Origin of the sequence: Aeromonas sp. S12(2024), from assembly GCF_041402305.1 — a bacterium.
Classification (GTDB): domain Bacteria; phylum Pseudomonadota; class Gammaproteobacteria; order Enterobacterales; family Aeromonadaceae; genus Aeromonas; species Aeromonas veronii.
The window spans coordinates 327,539-343,022 of the sequence record NZ_JBGLRB010000001.1 but is presented as its reverse complement, the minus strand read 5'-3'; the positions used below and the strand labels follow the sequence as shown (position 1 = coordinate 343,022).

Genomic DNA, 15,484 nt, shown 5'->3' with positions numbered 1-15,484 from the left:
GGCTGCCGTTTTCTATTGTGTGCTTGCTGACGGTTTAGCCCGCCCGACATGGCTTGAACAGATCCAGCTGGCGATCGGCCTGTAACTGAGGCGAGAACCAGGTCAGCAGCGGCACCTGGGTCTGATCATCCGGCGCGAACTTGTATGGTGTGCCGTGCAGATAGAGCCCCATGGCCCCAAGGGATTCGCCGTGATCGGAGAGATAGACCAGTCCCACATCATACTGGCTCTCCAGCGACTTGAGCTTGTCGATCAGCAGCCCCACCACCTTGTCGGTGTAGCGGATGGTGTTGTCATAGGTGTTGACCAGCTCTTCGTTGCTGCAGTTTTCAATGTCGCTGCGCGGGCAATCCGGCATAAAGGCGCGCTCGCTGGCAGGGTAACGACGAAAATAGGTCGGGCCATGGCTGCCCATCAGGTGAAAAGCCACCAGCTTGTTGCCCTTCATGCCGGCAATCTGCTGATCCAGCCCCTCCAGCAACACCTCGTCATAACAAGACTCCCCCTGACAGAGCGCAGGATAGGATTTGGGAAGGATCTCGATGGTCGGCACATTGCGGCACACCCCTTTGCAGCCGCCATCGTTCTCTTTCCACAATACCGAGACTCCGGCATGTTGCAGCACATCGAGCAGGCCGTCACGGGAGCTGGCTAGCTGGTCATCGTAACCACGGCGCGTGAGGTTGGAGAACATGCAGGGCACCGAAACCGCAGTAGCAGTCCCGCAGGAGCGCACATTCCTGAACGACACCACCCCCTGCTCTTTGGTCGTAAAGCTGTTGGTTGCCTTGCCATACCCGTTAAGGGAGTAGTTCTGGCTGCGCGCCGTCTCCCCCACCACCAGGAACATCAAAGTCGGCTTGCTTCCCCGTGCCACCACCCTGGCATCGGTCCCCAGATGCTGGTAGGGGATCGGCGTGGCAAACAGCACATCCCGCCCATATTTGTAGAGGCCGTGCACATAGTTGGCAGGCACAATCTCTTTGGCCAGGGACTTGTTGTTGCGACCGACCGAGGCGTAATCCTGATAGTAAAGTGACGCGACGCCCCCGATAAACAGTAGAGAGATAGCCAATACACCTGCCCGCAACGCCAACCCCTGATACCAGCGAGCCGGATAGCGGATCCGCAGTGACCAGAGCACCAGAACAGGCAGCAGCCCGGTCAGCAGAAACCAGAGTGCAACGGAGCCATTCAAATAGGCCCCCGCCTCACCACTGTTGGTCTCCACTATGTTCTGGATCATGCCGGCATCGAAGATGACGCCGTATTTGAGCATGGCGTAGCTGACGATGGAGCCAGTCAAAATGAGCACGGTAAAAAAGGGCTTGAGCACAAACCGGAACGTGAAGGGAATAAACACGGCATTGAGCGCCGCGATCAGCACCAGCGGGATCGAGATGGCAAATCCGGCTTTGACATGGGTCAGGGCGCTGAGCACCGTATAGAAATGCAAAAAGATTGGCCAGTTCAGTACCAGGGCGAAAAAGAGCACCAGCAACAAATTGGTCTGCAATACACCGAGAGTTACACGCATAAACAACTCCTACATACCGACCTGCAGCGCAGCGGGCCGGCCAAGCCAACAAAAACGACGGGGCCAGCGTAGGAAGTAAAACTTAAGCGCGAATTAAGAGGAGAAGCACGGCGCTCGTGCGCCCCATCACAGCACGGGGCGCTCCGTGGCCCCGAAATGGATTTTTAGTTGTCTATCCATCGGATTTTGCTAGCTTGTTGAGTAGGCATTCATGAAATGCAGGTTAACCGATGGCACTGATCCAAGCCTCGATAGAGCAATTGAGAGTAGGCCACTATATCCATCTCCCCACGGGATGGACCAACCACCCGTTTATGTTCAATACCTTCAAGATCAAGGATCAGCAGCAACTCGACATTCTCCGTCATCTTGATCTCACCCTGCTGATGGTCGACCCCGACAAGAGCGATCTGCCCATAGAGCCGCTGCTGCGCGGCGATATCCCGGATGCCGGGCCTGATCTTGATGAGCTGGAAGAGCTGATTGCCTCGGGCCCGCCCCCCTTTGACGAAAAGGCCTTTCGCCGCTCCATGCGCGCCGCTGACAAAGCCTTTGGCCAATCCATGAGCGAGCTGCGCGATGCACTCGGGGCGCTGAACCTCAAACCGGATGAAGGGCTGGCCAATACCGCCCAGATCGTCCGCAATGCCGCCTTCACCCTCAGTCAGCACGAAGGGCCTCTCGGGCTCCACCTTATTCGCAGCCCCCACACCGATATCCTGTTGCAGCACAGCCTCAACGTCGCCTTTATCGCCATGCTGATGGCCCGCGAACTCGGCATGAACCCCATCGAGATTGAGGAGACGGGACTTGCGGGACTTATCCACGACATCGGCGAACTGAAAATCCCGAGCCAGATCACCCAAAAACGGGGGGATCTCAACAAGGCCGAGCAGAACTTCCTCAATATGCATCCCCAGTACGGATTTGACATGCTGACCCAGCTCAACGCCTTTGAACCGAAAATCCGTCAGGTCGCCCATCTGCACCACGAGCGGCTCGACGGCAGCGGTTATCCGCTCGGGATCAAGGGCGGGGAGATCCCGCCGCTGGCGCGGTTGATCGGGCTGGTCGACTTCTACGACGAGCTGCTCCATCCCCGCAACAGCGGTAACCCGGCCGCGCCGAGTCAGGCCATCAGCCAGCTCTACAAGTTATCCCAGAAGAAGTTCGACCAGAATCTGGTCAAGTTGCTGGTCAAGGTGCTGGGGGTCTATCCACCGGGTTCACTGGTGAAACTCTCCGACGAGAGCATCGCACTGGTGCTCTCTACCGAACCCACCATGCCCCTCAAGCCGAAGATCCTGCCCTATATCAAGGCCCAGCGGCCGGAAGCCGTCGCCATGATCGATCTGCGGGAAGATGAACGCACCATCACTGCTTTTATCAAACAGGAAGAGCTCGATGAGGGACAACGGCAGTTCTTCAACCTGACCCGCCGCTTCTGCTACTACTTTGCATTCTGAGTTATCCCCAGAAGCTGGGGATAACTCATTGGACAAACCGGAATAATTGCTCAAACCCCCATCAGAAGGTTGCCAACTGACCATGTATAAAAAACGCCCAGCCAAGGGGCCGGGCGGAGCATGCCACCTCCGTGTGGCGTATCCAGCGGATACATTCATGCTCCATCCATCAATATCAACCCGCTGCCGCTTACACAAATATCAATTTAACATGCTGATTTGATATGGTTTTATCCACTTGTTCTGGCAAACTGGCGGCCCGTTGCGCCCCGTTGGGCCAACAGAACAAGATCCTGATCACACTTATTCACGGGCTGGCTATTTTTTCAGCTGGCTTATGAGGAGCGTTTTTTATGCAGTTGGTCCTCTCCTTGCTGCAACAGATGAGCGTCAGCTTGGTGATCGCCTATCTCTTCTCGAAAAGCCCGCTGCTGCGCCCGCTTGCCAACTATTCAGTGAGATTACCTCACAAGATACTGATATACATCATCTTTTCCAGCTTTTGTATCCTCGGTACCTATGTGGGCCTCGATATCGACGATGCCATCGCCAACACCCGGGCGGTCGGCGCCGTCTTGGGGGGATTATTGGGGGGGCCGCTGGTGGGCTTTCTGGTGGGGCTGACCGGCGGCCTGCACCGCTATACGCTGGGGGGATTTACCGATCTCGCCTGCGCCATCTCCACCACCTGCGAGGGGTTGCTCGGAGGCATAGTGCACTGGCGACTGATGCGCTCGGGACGAACGGATGCCCTGTTTGAACCGCGTATCGCCTTCTTTACCACCCTCTACGCAGAGATCATGCAGATGGTCATCATCCTGCTGGTGGCGACCCCGTTCGACAAATCCCTGCTGCTGGTACGCACCATCGCCACCCCGATGATTCTGGCCAACTCCTGCGGCGCGGCGCTCTTTATCAGCATGATCCGCGACCAGCAGCGGATGTATGAGAAGTTCTCCCGGGTCTTCTCCGCCAAGGCGCTCAATATCGCCAACCGCACAGTGGGGATCATGAGTCAGGGCTTTACCCCGGAGGCGAGCAACAAGATTGCCCGCATCATTCAGGAGGAGACAGGCGTGGGGGCGGTCGCCATCACGGACACCGAGCAGATCCTCGCCTTTATCGGCACCGGCGAAGATCACCATCTGCCGGGTACCCCCATTGCGTCAGCCATTACCATGCAGGCCATCGCCCAGAACAAGGTGCTGTTTGCCGATGGCAACAGTCAACCCTATCGCTGCAGCCTCTCCTCCGCATGCCAGCTGGGCTCGGTGCTGGTGATCCCGCTGCAGGGGGACAAAGGAGTGATCGGCACCATCAAGCTCTACGAGCCGAAGAAGCGGCTGTTTCTCAAGATCAACCACACCCTGGGGGAAGGGATTGCCAACCTGCTGTCACAGCAGTTGCTGGCCGGTCGGCTGGAGCAGCATCAGCGGCTGCTGGTGCAGTCCGAGTTGAAACTTATCCAAGCCCAGATCAACCCCCACTTTCTGTTCAACACCCTCAACACCATCAGTGCCATCACCCGGCGCGATCCGGACAAGGCGCGGGATCTGCTGCTGCATCTTTCGCTGTTCTTTCGCAAGAACCTCAAACGCCAGAGCGGCCTTGCGACGCTGCTGGAGGAGCAGGAGCACTGCCAATCCTATCTGGAGATCGAGCTAGCCCGCTTTGGCGATCGGCTGACGGTGATAAACGAGATCCCACCCCATCTGGCCACACTGCGACTGCCCAGCTTCACCCTACAACCGCTGATCGAGAATGCCATCAAGCACGGCGTCTCGACCCTGCTGGAGCAGGGGCGCATTCGCCTCTGGACCGAAGAGCATCCCACCAGCGTCACCATCCATGTGGAAGATAATGCAGGCACCTGGCAAGCACATCCCGCTGGCGACGGTCTGGGCATGACCATCGTCGACCGGCGACTGAAAAGCGCCTTTGGCGAGCGCTATGGCGTGACGATTGCCTGCGAGCTTGAGCAGTGGACCCGGGTGTCGTTCACCATCCCCAAGGAGCAACCATGATCCGCACCCTTATAGTCGATGACGAACACTACGCCCGCGAAGAGCTGAGGCAGCAGCTGGCCTGCGATCCTGCCATCGAGATCGTGGGGGAAGCGGCCAACGCCATCGAGGCGCTGCCGCTTATTCAGCGCCTCAAGCCTGATGTGGTGTTCCTCGATATCCAGATGCCCAAGCTGAGCGGCATGGAGCTGGTCGCCATGCTCGACCCCCTGCCCCGCATCGTCTTTGTCACCGCCTTTGACGAATATGCCATTCAGGCATTTGAAGAGAACGCCTTCGACTACCTGCTCAAGCCGGTGGAGCCCGCCCGGCTCGCCAAGACGCTGGCTCGCCTCAAGCAGGATATCTCCCCGCAGCCCATCGAGCAGCTGGCCCCGACTATCGAACATATTCCGGGCTATCTGCACAATCGGGTCAGGCTGCTGCCCATCGTGCAGGTGGAGTATGCCTTCTCCGATCTGGGCGGGGTCCATGTGGCCTGTCAGGGCGAGCTGTTCCACACCCAGCTCACCCTCAAATCGCTGGAAGAAAAGAGCCCGCTGCTGCGCTGCCACCGCCAGTATCTGGTCTCCCCCAACGCCATCTTCGAGATCCGGTTGCTGGATAACCAGCTGGCAGAGATTGTCACCCCGAGCGGCGCCCGGGTGCCGGTCAGTCGTCGCTATCTCAAGGAGCTCAAAGATCAGCTGGGGCTGGACTGAACTGCGGAGTGTGCGCCTGATCACAGCCGCCGACCGCTCGGCACGCCATGGCGCCGCTCATCTTTTTTCACCTGCCATTAACAGACCAACGTCCTAGAGTGGCTGCGCACACCTAAAAAAAACAATGCAGGAGCGTAGCAATGATCTGGTTCTTCCTCTGTGTCGGCTTACTTGTGGCCGGCTACTTCATATACGGCAAATTCATCGAACGGATATTCAGCCCGAAACCCGAGCTGAAAACCCCCGCCATCACCATGGCTGACGGGGTGGACTATGTCCCCATGTCGGACAAGAAAGTCTATCTGGTTCAACTGCTCAACATCGCAGGCGTTGGCCCCATCTTCGGCCCCATCCTGGGTGCCCTCTACGGCCCGGTCGCCATGCTGTGGATCGTCTTTGGCTGCATCTTCGCCGGTGCGGTACATGACTACTTCTCCGGCATGCTGTCGGTACGCGCTAAGGGGGCCTCGGTGCCAACCGTGGTCGGTGAGCATCTGGGCACCGCCGCCAAGCACTTCATGAACCTGTTTGCCGTGGTGCTGCTGATGCTGGTGGGCGTGGTATTCGTGCTGAGCCCGGCAGGCCTCTTGGCCAACCTCACCTCCACCGATCTGGTCTACTGGATTGTGGCAATCTTTGCTTACTACATCCTCGCGACCATAGTCCCCATCGACAAGATCATCGGTCGCTTCTATCCCATCTTCGGCGCCCTGCTGGTCTTCATGTCGGTCGGCCTCATCGTTGGCCTGATCGCCTCCGGCAAAGGCTTCTACAACACCGGGATGGACTTCTCCAACCTGCACCCGACCGAACTGCCGCTCTGGCCGCTGCTCTTCATCACCATCGCCTGTGGCGCGGTATCAGGCTTCCACGCCACCCAGTCACCGCTGATGGCGCGCTGCATGCAGAACGAAAAATCCGGCCGCTTCATCTTCTACGGCGCAATGATCGGTGAAGGGATCATCGCCCTTATCTGGTGCACCCTGGGTCTCTCATTCTACGACAGCACCGAAGCGCTCAACGCTACTATGGCCAACGGCGGCCCGGCAGCCGTGGTACACGAAGTCTCCACCAGCCTGCTCGGCACCGTGGGCGGCATTCTGGCCATCCTCGGCGTGGTGATCCTGCCCATCACCTCTGGTGACACCGCGTTTCGCAGTGCTCGCCTGATCGTGGCGGACTTCCTGAAGATGACCCAGAAGCCGCTGGCCAAGCGTCTGCTGATCGCCATCCCCATGTTTATCCTTGGTTTTATCATCTCCAAGGCTGAATTCGGGGTGATCTGGCGCTACTTCGGCTGGGCCAACCAGACCACCGCCGTCATCATGTTGTGGGCCGCTGCCGCCTACCTCATTAAAGAGGGCAAGCTGCACTGGATCTGCACCATTCCCGCCATGTTCATGACTGCTGTGGTGATCACCTATCTGGCCAACGCCCCCATCGGGTTCGGGCTGGAGATGGGGACCTCCACCATCATCGGCCTGACTGCAACGGCGGCCATTACCGTGGCCTTCCTGATGAAGTTCCGCCAGCCCTTAGTCAGCAGTACCAGCGAAGGGTAAAAACAGCAAAAAATGCAGCGAAAGCAGCACAAAAAGGCGCCTGATGGCGCCTTTTTTAATGACAAAAAGACTAATAATGCAACTGTTGAACGGCTTCAGCTTCAATACAGCGAATAGCTTTAAGATTCCGGGCGAACTGACGATAAATGTGTGATTCTTAATTGCTTTAGTGCTTGTTGGAACCAATGATTAAGCTGTGCGTCATGCCAGTGGAGGTTATAAATGGCCCTTGATTATTTTGCACTTGGTCTGCTCGTCTTTGTCGGGCTGGTCATTTTTTATGGCGTCATCGTTATCCACGATATTCCTTACGAGATTGCCAAACATCGGAATCACCCTCATCAGGATGCCATTCACGTGGCAGGTTGGGTCAGCCTGTTTACCCTGCATGTGCTGTGGCCCTTCCTCTGGATCTGGGCAACCATCTATCGCCCCGATCGCGGCTGGGGCTTTAGCCAGCGGCTGCAAAAAGATGAAGAGGAGCTGGCGGCCCTCAAGCAGGAGTTGGCGGACCTGAAGAGCCGTATCAACACTATCGAACAGAGCGAGCAACAGGGATAAACCATGGACCTGCTACTGATCCTGACCTACACGGCGCTGTGTGTCGCCATATTCAAAATCTTCCGCATCCCGCTCAACAAGTGGACCGTCCCCACCGCAGCACTGGGTGGCGTGTTGCTCATCGGCACCCTGATCATGCTGATGAACTACAACCACCCCTACTCAGAGATGGCGCGCAACTACTACGTCTCCACCCCCATAGTGCCGCTGGTCAAGGGCCGGGTCGTTGAGGTTCCGGTGCAGGCCAACCAGCCGGTGAAAAAAGGCGACGTGCTGTTTCGCCTCGATGACGAACCGTTCCGCCTGAAAGTGGAGAGCCTCACCGCACGGGTCGAATCCAACCGCGAGCACCTCAAGTCCATTGAGGCAAGACTGCGCTCCGCCAGACTTGATCGGGATCGTGCCAGCGACCTGATGCGCCGTGGCGTGGGCAAGCAACGCGACCTCGACGTCACCCAAGCCAACGTGGATGACATCGTGGCCCAGATTGACCAGCAGAAAGCCACCCTGAACGATCTGCAAGCCCAGCTGATGGAAGCCAAGTACCAGCAGTCCCAAACCGTGGTCTATGCCCCGAGCGATGGTCATGTAGTGCAGCTGGCCCTGCGCCCCGGCATGATCGCCACCCCCTTCATGTATCGTCCGGTGATGACCTTCATCCACAAGGATGACACCGCCTACGTCGGCTGGTTCTGGCAAAACAGCATGCAGCGACTGGCGGTGGGCGATGAGGCCGAAGTGGTGATCGATGGCGTCCCCGGCAAAATCTTCAAAGGCAAGGTGACCGCCGTGGTTCCGGCCATTGCCGCCGGTAACGTGCAGGCCAACGCCGGTCTGCTGGATCAGACCACGGCGGTGCGTCCGGGTCGCCTGCCGGTAGTCATCTCCATTACCGACCCCGAGTGGTCCAAGTATCAGATGATTGCCGGTGCCAGCGGGCAGGCTGCGGTCTACACCCAGTACTTCCACCATGTGTCTGTGATGCGCAAAGTGCTGCTGCGCATGGCAAGCTGGATGAACTACATCTTCCCGTTCCATTGATCAGCAACCAAGCACCCTGCGGGTCGGCATCATGCCGGCCCGCTGTTTTTGTGGCGGCAAGCACCCTATAATGGCGCCACCCTGCGCCGTACCATGCCCAAACGCCACGCCCTCATGTTCGTTCTCAGACCCTATCAGACCGACGCCGTCAACGCCGTGATCAGCCACTTTCGCAAACACCCGGATCCCGCCGTGGTGGTGCTGCCCACCGGGGCAGGCAAGAGTCTGGTGATCGCCGAGCTGGCCCGCAAGGCACGCGGTCGGGTGCTGGTGCTGGCCCACGTCAAGGAGCTGGTGGAGCAGAACCACGCCAAGTACGAGGCGTGGGGGCTCAAGGCCGATATTTTCGCTGCCGGCCTGGATCGCAAGGAGGCGAGCGCCCAGGTGGTGTTCGGCTCGGTGCAGTCGGTCGCCCGCAATCTGGCGGCCTTCGACGGGGCGTTTTCGCTGCTCATCATCGACGAGTGCCATCGGGTCTCGCTCGATGATGACAGCCAGTACCATCAGGTGATCGACCACCTCAAGGCCGCCAATCCGGCCCTCAAGATCCTCGGTCTCACCGCCACCCCCTATCGGCTCGGGCTGGGCTGGATCTACCGGCGCCACTACCACGGCATGGTCAAAAGCCACGGCGAGCGGCTGTTCGGCGACTGCGTGTTCGAGCTGCCCTTGCGTTTTATGGTCAAAAACGGCTACCTGACGCCACCGCGCCTGGTGGATGCTCCCATCGTTCACTACGACTTCAGCAAGCTGGTGGCGCGGGAGAATGGCCTCTTCAGCGAGGCAGATCTCAACGGCGAGCTCAAGCGCCAGCAGCGGGTCACCCCCCATATCCTGAGCCAAGTGCTGGAGTATGCCGCCGACCGGCAGGGGGTGATGATCTTCGCCGCCACCGTCGAACACGCCCGTGAAATTCACGGCCTGCTTGGCGCCAGAGGCCAGCAGGCAGCACTTATCACCGGCGAAACGCCGGGGCCGGAGCGCGATGCCCTCATCAACGCCTTCAAGGCGCGGGAGCTCAAGTTTCTGGTCAACGTGGCGGTGCTCACCACCGGCTTCGATGCCCCCCATGTCGATCTTATCGTGATGCTGCGCCCCACCGAGTCGGTCTCCCTCTACCAGCAGATCGTGGGGCGGGGCCTGCGTCTCTCGCCGGGCAAGGAGGATTGTCTGGTGCTCGACTATGCGGGCAACAACTTCAACCTGTTTGCCCCCGAAGTGGGGGAGCCTCGCCCCCACGCCGGTACCGAGCCGGTACAGGTGCCCTGCCCCGCCTGCGGTTTTGCCAACACCTTCTGGGGCAAAACCGACGAGGATGGCAAGGTGATCGAGCACTACGGTCGCCGCTGTCAGGGGCTGTTTGAAGATGACGAGGGCAACCGCGAAGAGTGTGACTACCGCTTTCGCGCCAAGATCTGCCCCGGCTGCGGCGCGGAGAACGACATCGCCGCCCGCCGCTGCCAGAGCTGCGATCAGCTGCTGGTCGACCCTGACGACAAGCTTAAAGAGGCGCTCAATCTCAAGGATTGCATGGTGATCCGCTGTGCGGGGCTAACCCTCACCGCAGGGCGCGGCAAACAGGGGGAGCGGCTGGAGGTGACCTACCACGATGAGGATGGGCTGACCCTCAGTGAATACTTCGGATTTCACTCCCCGGGCGCACGGCGCTTGTTTCAACAGCACTTTGTGCGTCATCATTGGCCCGCCCCGGGGCTGGAGCCCGAATTTGCCACCCTGGCGAGCGTGCTGGCGGCAGAAAGCCAGTTCCGTCATCCGGATTTTGTCATCGCTCGCAAATCGGGTCGCTTCTGGCAGATAAAAGAGAAAATTTTTGATTATGAGGGCCGCTATCGTACCGCCAACTCGATGGCATGATGGCGACCGGCATACATGGCATGAATTGCGTTATCCCGTCGATCCCGCATCGGCGGGTTGAATTATCAGGGTCGGCACCACTGCCGGGCCCTTCGTCACGTTAGAGGATGTTATGCAGCGGCTGTTGATTGGTTTTTGTGCTCTCTTTTCTTCTCTGGCGGCTCATGCCGCCCCGCTGACGCCCCCTCAGGGTGGCCAGTACGCCATCATGGTGCAGGGCAATAACGGCGTCGAGTTCGCCCGCCACGCCGATCAGATGATCGCCCCCGCCTCCACCATGAAGGTGCTCACCGCGCTGGCGGCCCGCCTCGAGCTGGGTGCTGACTTCCGCTTCGCCACTGACATTCAGGCCCAACCCGGTGCCAAACAGGGTGACACCATCAACGGCGATATCTGGATCAACTTCGTCGGCGACCCCACCCTCTCCCGCATGGATCTGCTGGCCCTGTTCAAACAGCTCGGCGTCACCAGCATCAAGGGGAATGTCTACGTCAACACCGGCGCCTACAACGGCTACGAGCGCGGCAACGGCTGGTCGTGGGGAGATCAGACCCTCTGCTTCGCAGCGCCCGTCTCCTCGGTCATCATCGACAAGAACTGCGCCTACGGCACCATCACTGCCACCCAGATTGGCAAACCAGCGGTGGGCAATGTGGCCACCGGCGTGCCCATCGGCATCGGTGCCGACAACGTGGAGGTGATGAGCTATGGCGACATGGCGCGCCAGTTCTGCGCACTGGAAGTGGACATGGCCAAGGGCAACTTCTACGAGCTCAAGGGCTGCATCACCCCGAACAAGGAGCCGCAGGGTCTGCGTTTCGCCATTCACGATGTGGAGGCTTGGGGCTGGGACAACATCCGCTGGGCGATGAACCGGGCCGGTATCAAGCATGATGGCCTGCTGCGGGTCACCCACAAGGCCCCTGAAGGAGCAGAGACCCTCGGCACCCACTATTCGGTCTCCCTGCCGGTGATGCTCGCCAAGATGCTGAAGAAATCGGACAACCTCTATGCCGACACCTTCCTTAAAACCGTGGGCCGTCACTACTACAACAAGCCGGGCAGCTATCGCAGCGGCACCATGGCGGTGCGCGCCATCCTGACCAAGAACGGCATCGATCTGGGCAATGCCACCCTGGCTGACGGCTCCGGTCTCTCCGCTCACAATCTCATCAGCGCCCGTCAGATGATGTCGGTGCTGAACTTCATCCAGAAGAATGATGCCGAACTTGGCCTGATCAAGCTGCTGCCAAGCTCTCAGGTGGATGGCACCCTGGCGTGGCGGCGCAGCGTCACCGCCCCCATGATGAAGAACAAGGTGCACGCCAAGACAGGTACCATCACCGGCACCTCCAATCTGGTGGGCTTTATCGATACCGCAGGCGGCCAGCGCAAGGCGTTCGTGATGTTCCAGCGCGGCCTGTCCCAAGATCCGGCCACCCACGAGCGCTACCGTGCCAGCAAGGCGCCGTGGCCCTGGACCGTATTCGAGAAGGGGGTGCTGGAGAGCATCTATCAGCAGCAGCCGATCCAGATCGCCGATGAGAGCTGATCCAATAGGCCCACTCGAATCAGGGTATCGATAATTTCGGCTTCAAGTCGCCACGAGGCAGGGCTATGCTGTTGCCTGCCTCATATCAACGGCCATACATAAACGGCTTAAAAAACGGAGAGAAAATATGTTTGCAGTGATTTTTGGTCGCCCGGGTTGCCCCTACTGTGTCCGTGCCGTACAGATCGCCGAGCAGCTGACCGAACAGCGCGATGACTTCAAATTCCGCTACGTGGATATCCATGCAGAAGGGATCACCAAAGAAGATCTGGCCAAGAGCGCCGGCAAGCCGGTCAATACCGTGCCGCAGATCTTCCTGGACGAGCAGCACATCGGTGGCTGCACCGATTTCGAAGCCTACGCCAAAGCGAATCTGGGTCTCTACCAGTAATGCCTGCGGGTCATCCCGAGCGGGTTGACCGCCAGAGCGTATACAAAAATCCGGCGCCATCAGGCGCCGGATTTTTTTATTAGCGGAACTCGCACCATCCCTTGTCAGGAAGTCACAGACTGGGGTCAGGGAGTCACAGACTGGGCGGCAAAGCGCGCAATGATGGGGTTGTGATCCGAGCTGTCGGTGGCCGGTGAACTCACCTCGACCAGGTCCAGATTGCGGTAGTAGAGGTGATCCAGCGGACGACCGAAGGCGGTGCGGCGCAGGTCAGGCACCGGCACGGCCTCTTGCAGACCCAGCTCGTCCACCAATTTATTCAGCCAGAACTGGCGCTTGTCGCTCCAGGTATTGAAATCACCGGCTAGGATCACCGGCCCCTGATGGCGGCGCACCAAGGCAGTCAAATCGTTGAGCTGCTCGCGGAAGGTAGCCATCCCCAGCTCGAAATTGACCGCATGGATATTGATGACCATGACGCCGTCAGGATCGCCCTGCAGCGGATAGAGGCTCACCAGTCCGGATTTGGGGATGCGCAGCAAAGGCTCGGGGGAGCGCACGCCACAGACGAACGCCTGCGGGGTCTTGGCCACCGTCATCACCCCGAACGAGACGCCGCCCTGGGTGAAGGCTTGCAGCTGTTGCCACTGGAAATCACCGGCGCGCAGCCAGTCGAGCATATCGGGACGGGTAGCCGACTCTTGCAACAGCACCAGATCCTGCCCCTTGGCATAACTGTCCATCCCTTCACGCCAGTTCTTGCGCTGGCCCTTGTAGAGATTCCACACCGTCACCCCGAATTCACGGGGCAGCGCCGTGGTCGCCAACGCTACCAGCGGCGGACGCTGGCAGTCGAGTCCCGGCACAATCCCTTGAGCAGTGACCAGATGGTTCTGATCCGGCACCTCAAAACAGCCCACCAACCCCAGGGTCAGCAGGGAGGTGCCAAGAATGCGATAACTATTTTTCATTGGCTAACAACCGCCCGCCTTTGCTTTTTGTTGCGACCATCACAAACGTCATTCACGCCGACTAAGCTGATAGTCCCTGTTCCACCCAACCAGAAGGACCTTGTCTCATGGCGAAAGAACTTCGGTACAACGTGACGTTTTATGATCAACAAGGAAATTGTCATCAAGTGGAGCTGGCCACCGTCTATCAGATAAGACGGGACCCTCAATGCGATCTCTGCCTGTTTGACACCCTGCAATATGTGGGCTCGGAAGAGATGCTGGAACGCATGATACGGCAAAAAACCGGGCTTGAGCAGGAAATATCCATCATCAATGCCCGGCTGATTTAATCAGGCACTCACCGGAACCGGGCGGGATTTGCCGTGTTCGTCGATGGCGACATAGGTGAAGATCCCCTCGGTCACGCAGTAACGCTGGGCGTCGTTTTCCCGCAGTACCGGCTTGACCCACACCTCCAGCTTGAGCTTCATGGAGCTGCGGCCGATCTTCATGCAGCGGCCGTAGCAGCAGACCACATCGCCCACCTTGACCGGACTGTGAAAGGTCATGCCTTCGACGGATACGGTACAAATACGTCCTTTTGCCAGCTCCTTGGCCATAATGCCCCCACCTATATCCATCTGGGACATGATCCAGCCACCAAAGATGTCGCCATTGGGGTTGGTATCGGCTGGCATTGCCAGGGTTCTCAGCAACAACTCCCCATCGGGGTGACGTTTTGTATCTACCATCATTACCGCCTCTCTCTCATGGATGGCGGCATGATAGGGGGCGATCACCCCCTTGGCAAACCTCAATTGCCCGAGGCGGCGAGCTCGGCAAACCAGTGGGCCGGATCGGGCCAGCGATAGTTGAATCCCATCTGCTGGCAAATCAGCTGACCGTCGATGGGCTGAAATTCACCGGCAGGCTCGATAAAGACCGGCGCGGGCAGCCCCTGCTGGCGCGCCGCAAAGGGGTAAAACTGCTCGCGGCGCGGATGCACAGGCGCGCTCAGGTTGAAAACATCCCCGTCCTTGCCCCGCTCCAGCAGCAAGATGCAAGCCGCCACCACATCGTCCAGATGGACCAGATTGACCGACTGGGCGCCGCCATCCAGAGTCTTGCCCGCGAGGAAACGGCCGGGATGGCGATCCGGGCCATAAAGGCCGGAGGGACGCACTATCATCACCGCCTCGAAACCGGCCGCCAGCACCGCCTGCTCCGCTGCCAGCATCCGCTCGCCACGGGCATGGCGGGGTTGGGGTTCTTCCCCCTCCTGCTGCCCCGCCCCCCACACCGAGGTGGCGCTGACAAACAGCACTCGCTGGGTGCCACTCGCTTTGGCCAATGCGCAGGCCTTTGCCACCGCCTGCGGATAATCGTCTGTCTTGCTCGGTGGTACGCAGATCACCAGACTCTCGCAGGGGATGGGCCACGCATCCGACATATGGGCAGAAATCGTCAGCGGATGGGCATCGATCCCCTCCCCCTGCAGACGGGCCGCCTTCTCGGCGCTGCTGACCGTGACCGCCACCTGCTTGCCTGCCGCCAGCAGAGCCCGCGCCAGCGGCAGCCCCAGCCACCCCGCCCCCAGAATGCCGATCGTCCCGGCGATATATTGCTCTGTCATTGTCCCTTCTCCTGCTTGACGCTATTTGCCCCGCAGCTTACCTGCCTTGGTAGGAAAAGGAAGCCTTGGCCAACATATCTACTTACTACTGGATAGACAAATTCAGCCAAATAAGTCCCATTTTAATGGCAATATAAAGCAATTTTGTTTTGCAAAATATATATACTCTATCCATCACTCAACCCCGC

At 59.0% G+C, this 15,484-nt stretch carries 13 protein-coding genes and 1 pseudogene; 10 read left to right on the top strand and 4 right to left on the bottom strand.

The window, feature by feature from the left end; all coding sequences use genetic code 11:
• Positions 1-58: 58 nt before the first annotated feature.
• Positions 59-1,537, bottom strand: a pseudogene (locus ACB035_RS01550) (phosphoethanolamine transferase); the annotation flags it as partial.
• 230 nt (positions 1,538-1,767) lie between these two features.
• Here ACB035_RS01550 and ACB035_RS01545 point away from each other — a divergent pair.
• From ACB035_RS01545 to ACB035_RS01505, 9 genes are all read left to right on the top strand, one after another.
• Positions 1,768-3,003, top strand: a complete 1,236-nt coding sequence (locus tag ACB035_RS01545; RefSeq protein WP_042080247.1) for an HD-GYP domain-containing protein — start codon at positions 1,768-1,770, stop codon at positions 3,001-3,003.
• A gap of 353 nt (positions 3,004-3,356) precedes the next feature.
• Positions 3,357-5,027, top strand: coding sequence for a sensor histidine kinase (locus ACB035_RS01540; protein WP_115520890.1), 1,671 nt, complete (start codon positions 3,357-3,359; stop codon positions 5,025-5,027).
• Positions 5,024-5,728: a two-component system response regulator BtsR gene (gene btsR, locus ACB035_RS01535; protein WP_115520889.1), complete on the top strand. Its 705-nt coding sequence runs from the start codon at positions 5,024-5,026 to the stop codon at positions 5,726-5,728. Before ACB035_RS01540 ends, btsR begins: the two co-directional genes overlap by 4 nt.
• 140 nt (positions 5,729-5,868) lie before the next feature.
• Entirely contained in the window at positions 5,869-7,290 is a 1,422-nt protein-coding gene (locus tag ACB035_RS01530; protein ID WP_005350521.1) for a carbon starvation protein A, read from the top strand.
• Positions 7,291-7,512: 222 nt separating this feature from the next.
• Complete coding sequence (locus tag ACB035_RS01525) at positions 7,513-7,851, top strand: DUF3302 domain-containing protein (protein ID WP_005337862.1); 339 nt, start codon at positions 7,513-7,515, stop codon at positions 7,849-7,851.
• A 3-nt stretch (positions 7,852-7,854) separates the two neighbouring features.
• Positions 7,855-8,892 (top strand): HlyD family secretion protein, encoded by a 1,038-nt coding sequence (locus ACB035_RS01520; protein ID WP_371166512.1) that lies wholly within the window; start codon positions 7,855-7,857, stop codon positions 8,890-8,892.
• A gap of 114 nt (positions 8,893-9,006) precedes the next feature.
• A complete protein-coding gene (locus ACB035_RS01515; RefSeq protein ID WP_371166511.1) occupies positions 9,007-10,767 on the top strand; it encodes a DEAD/DEAH box helicase in 1,761 nt (586 codons plus the stop codon).
• A gap of 112 nt (positions 10,768-10,879) precedes the next feature.
• The gene (dacB, locus tag ACB035_RS01510; protein WP_005350510.1) at positions 10,880-12,319 is read left to right on the top strand and encodes a D-alanyl-D-alanine carboxypeptidase/D-alanyl-D-alanine-endopeptidase; all 1,440 of its coding nucleotides are present in this window, start codon (positions 10,880-10,882) and stop codon (positions 12,317-12,319) included.
• Positions 12,320-12,413: 94 nt separating this feature from the next.
• Positions 12,414-12,710, top strand: coding sequence for a GrxA family glutaredoxin (locus tag ACB035_RS01505; RefSeq protein ID WP_223849348.1), 297 nt, complete (start codon positions 12,414-12,416; stop codon positions 12,708-12,710).
• Between the two features lie 125 nt (positions 12,711-12,835).
• On the opposite strand, the gene ACB035_RS01500 is transcribed toward ACB035_RS01505, so the two are convergent.
• Positions 12,836-13,681 (bottom strand): endonuclease/exonuclease/phosphatase family protein, encoded by an 846-nt coding sequence (locus ACB035_RS01500; RefSeq protein WP_005337873.1) that lies wholly within the window; start codon positions 13,679-13,681, stop codon positions 12,836-12,838.
• A gap of 107 nt (positions 13,682-13,788) precedes the next feature.
• Here ACB035_RS01500 and ACB035_RS01495 point away from each other — a divergent pair, with 107 nt between their 5' ends.
• On the top strand, positions 13,789-14,013 hold the full coding sequence (locus ACB035_RS01495) for a hypothetical protein (protein ID WP_005337874.1): 225 nt from the start codon (positions 13,789-13,791) through the stop codon (positions 14,011-14,013).
• Here ACB035_RS01495 and yciA read toward each other — a convergent pair whose 3' ends face one another.
• Both yciA and ACB035_RS01485 read right to left on the bottom strand, forming a co-directional pair.
• On the bottom strand, positions 14,014-14,418 hold the full coding sequence (gene yciA / locus ACB035_RS01490) for an acyl-CoA thioester hydrolase YciA (RefSeq protein WP_033113469.1): 405 nt from the start codon (positions 14,416-14,418) through the stop codon (positions 14,014-14,016). It lies immediately after the preceding gene.
• Positions 14,419-14,477: 59 nt separating this feature from the next.
• Positions 14,478-15,296 (bottom strand): NAD-dependent epimerase/dehydratase family protein, encoded by an 819-nt coding sequence (locus tag ACB035_RS01485; protein ID WP_371166510.1) that lies wholly within the window; start codon positions 15,294-15,296, stop codon positions 14,478-14,480.
• Between the last annotated feature and the right edge of the window lie 188 nt (positions 15,297-15,484).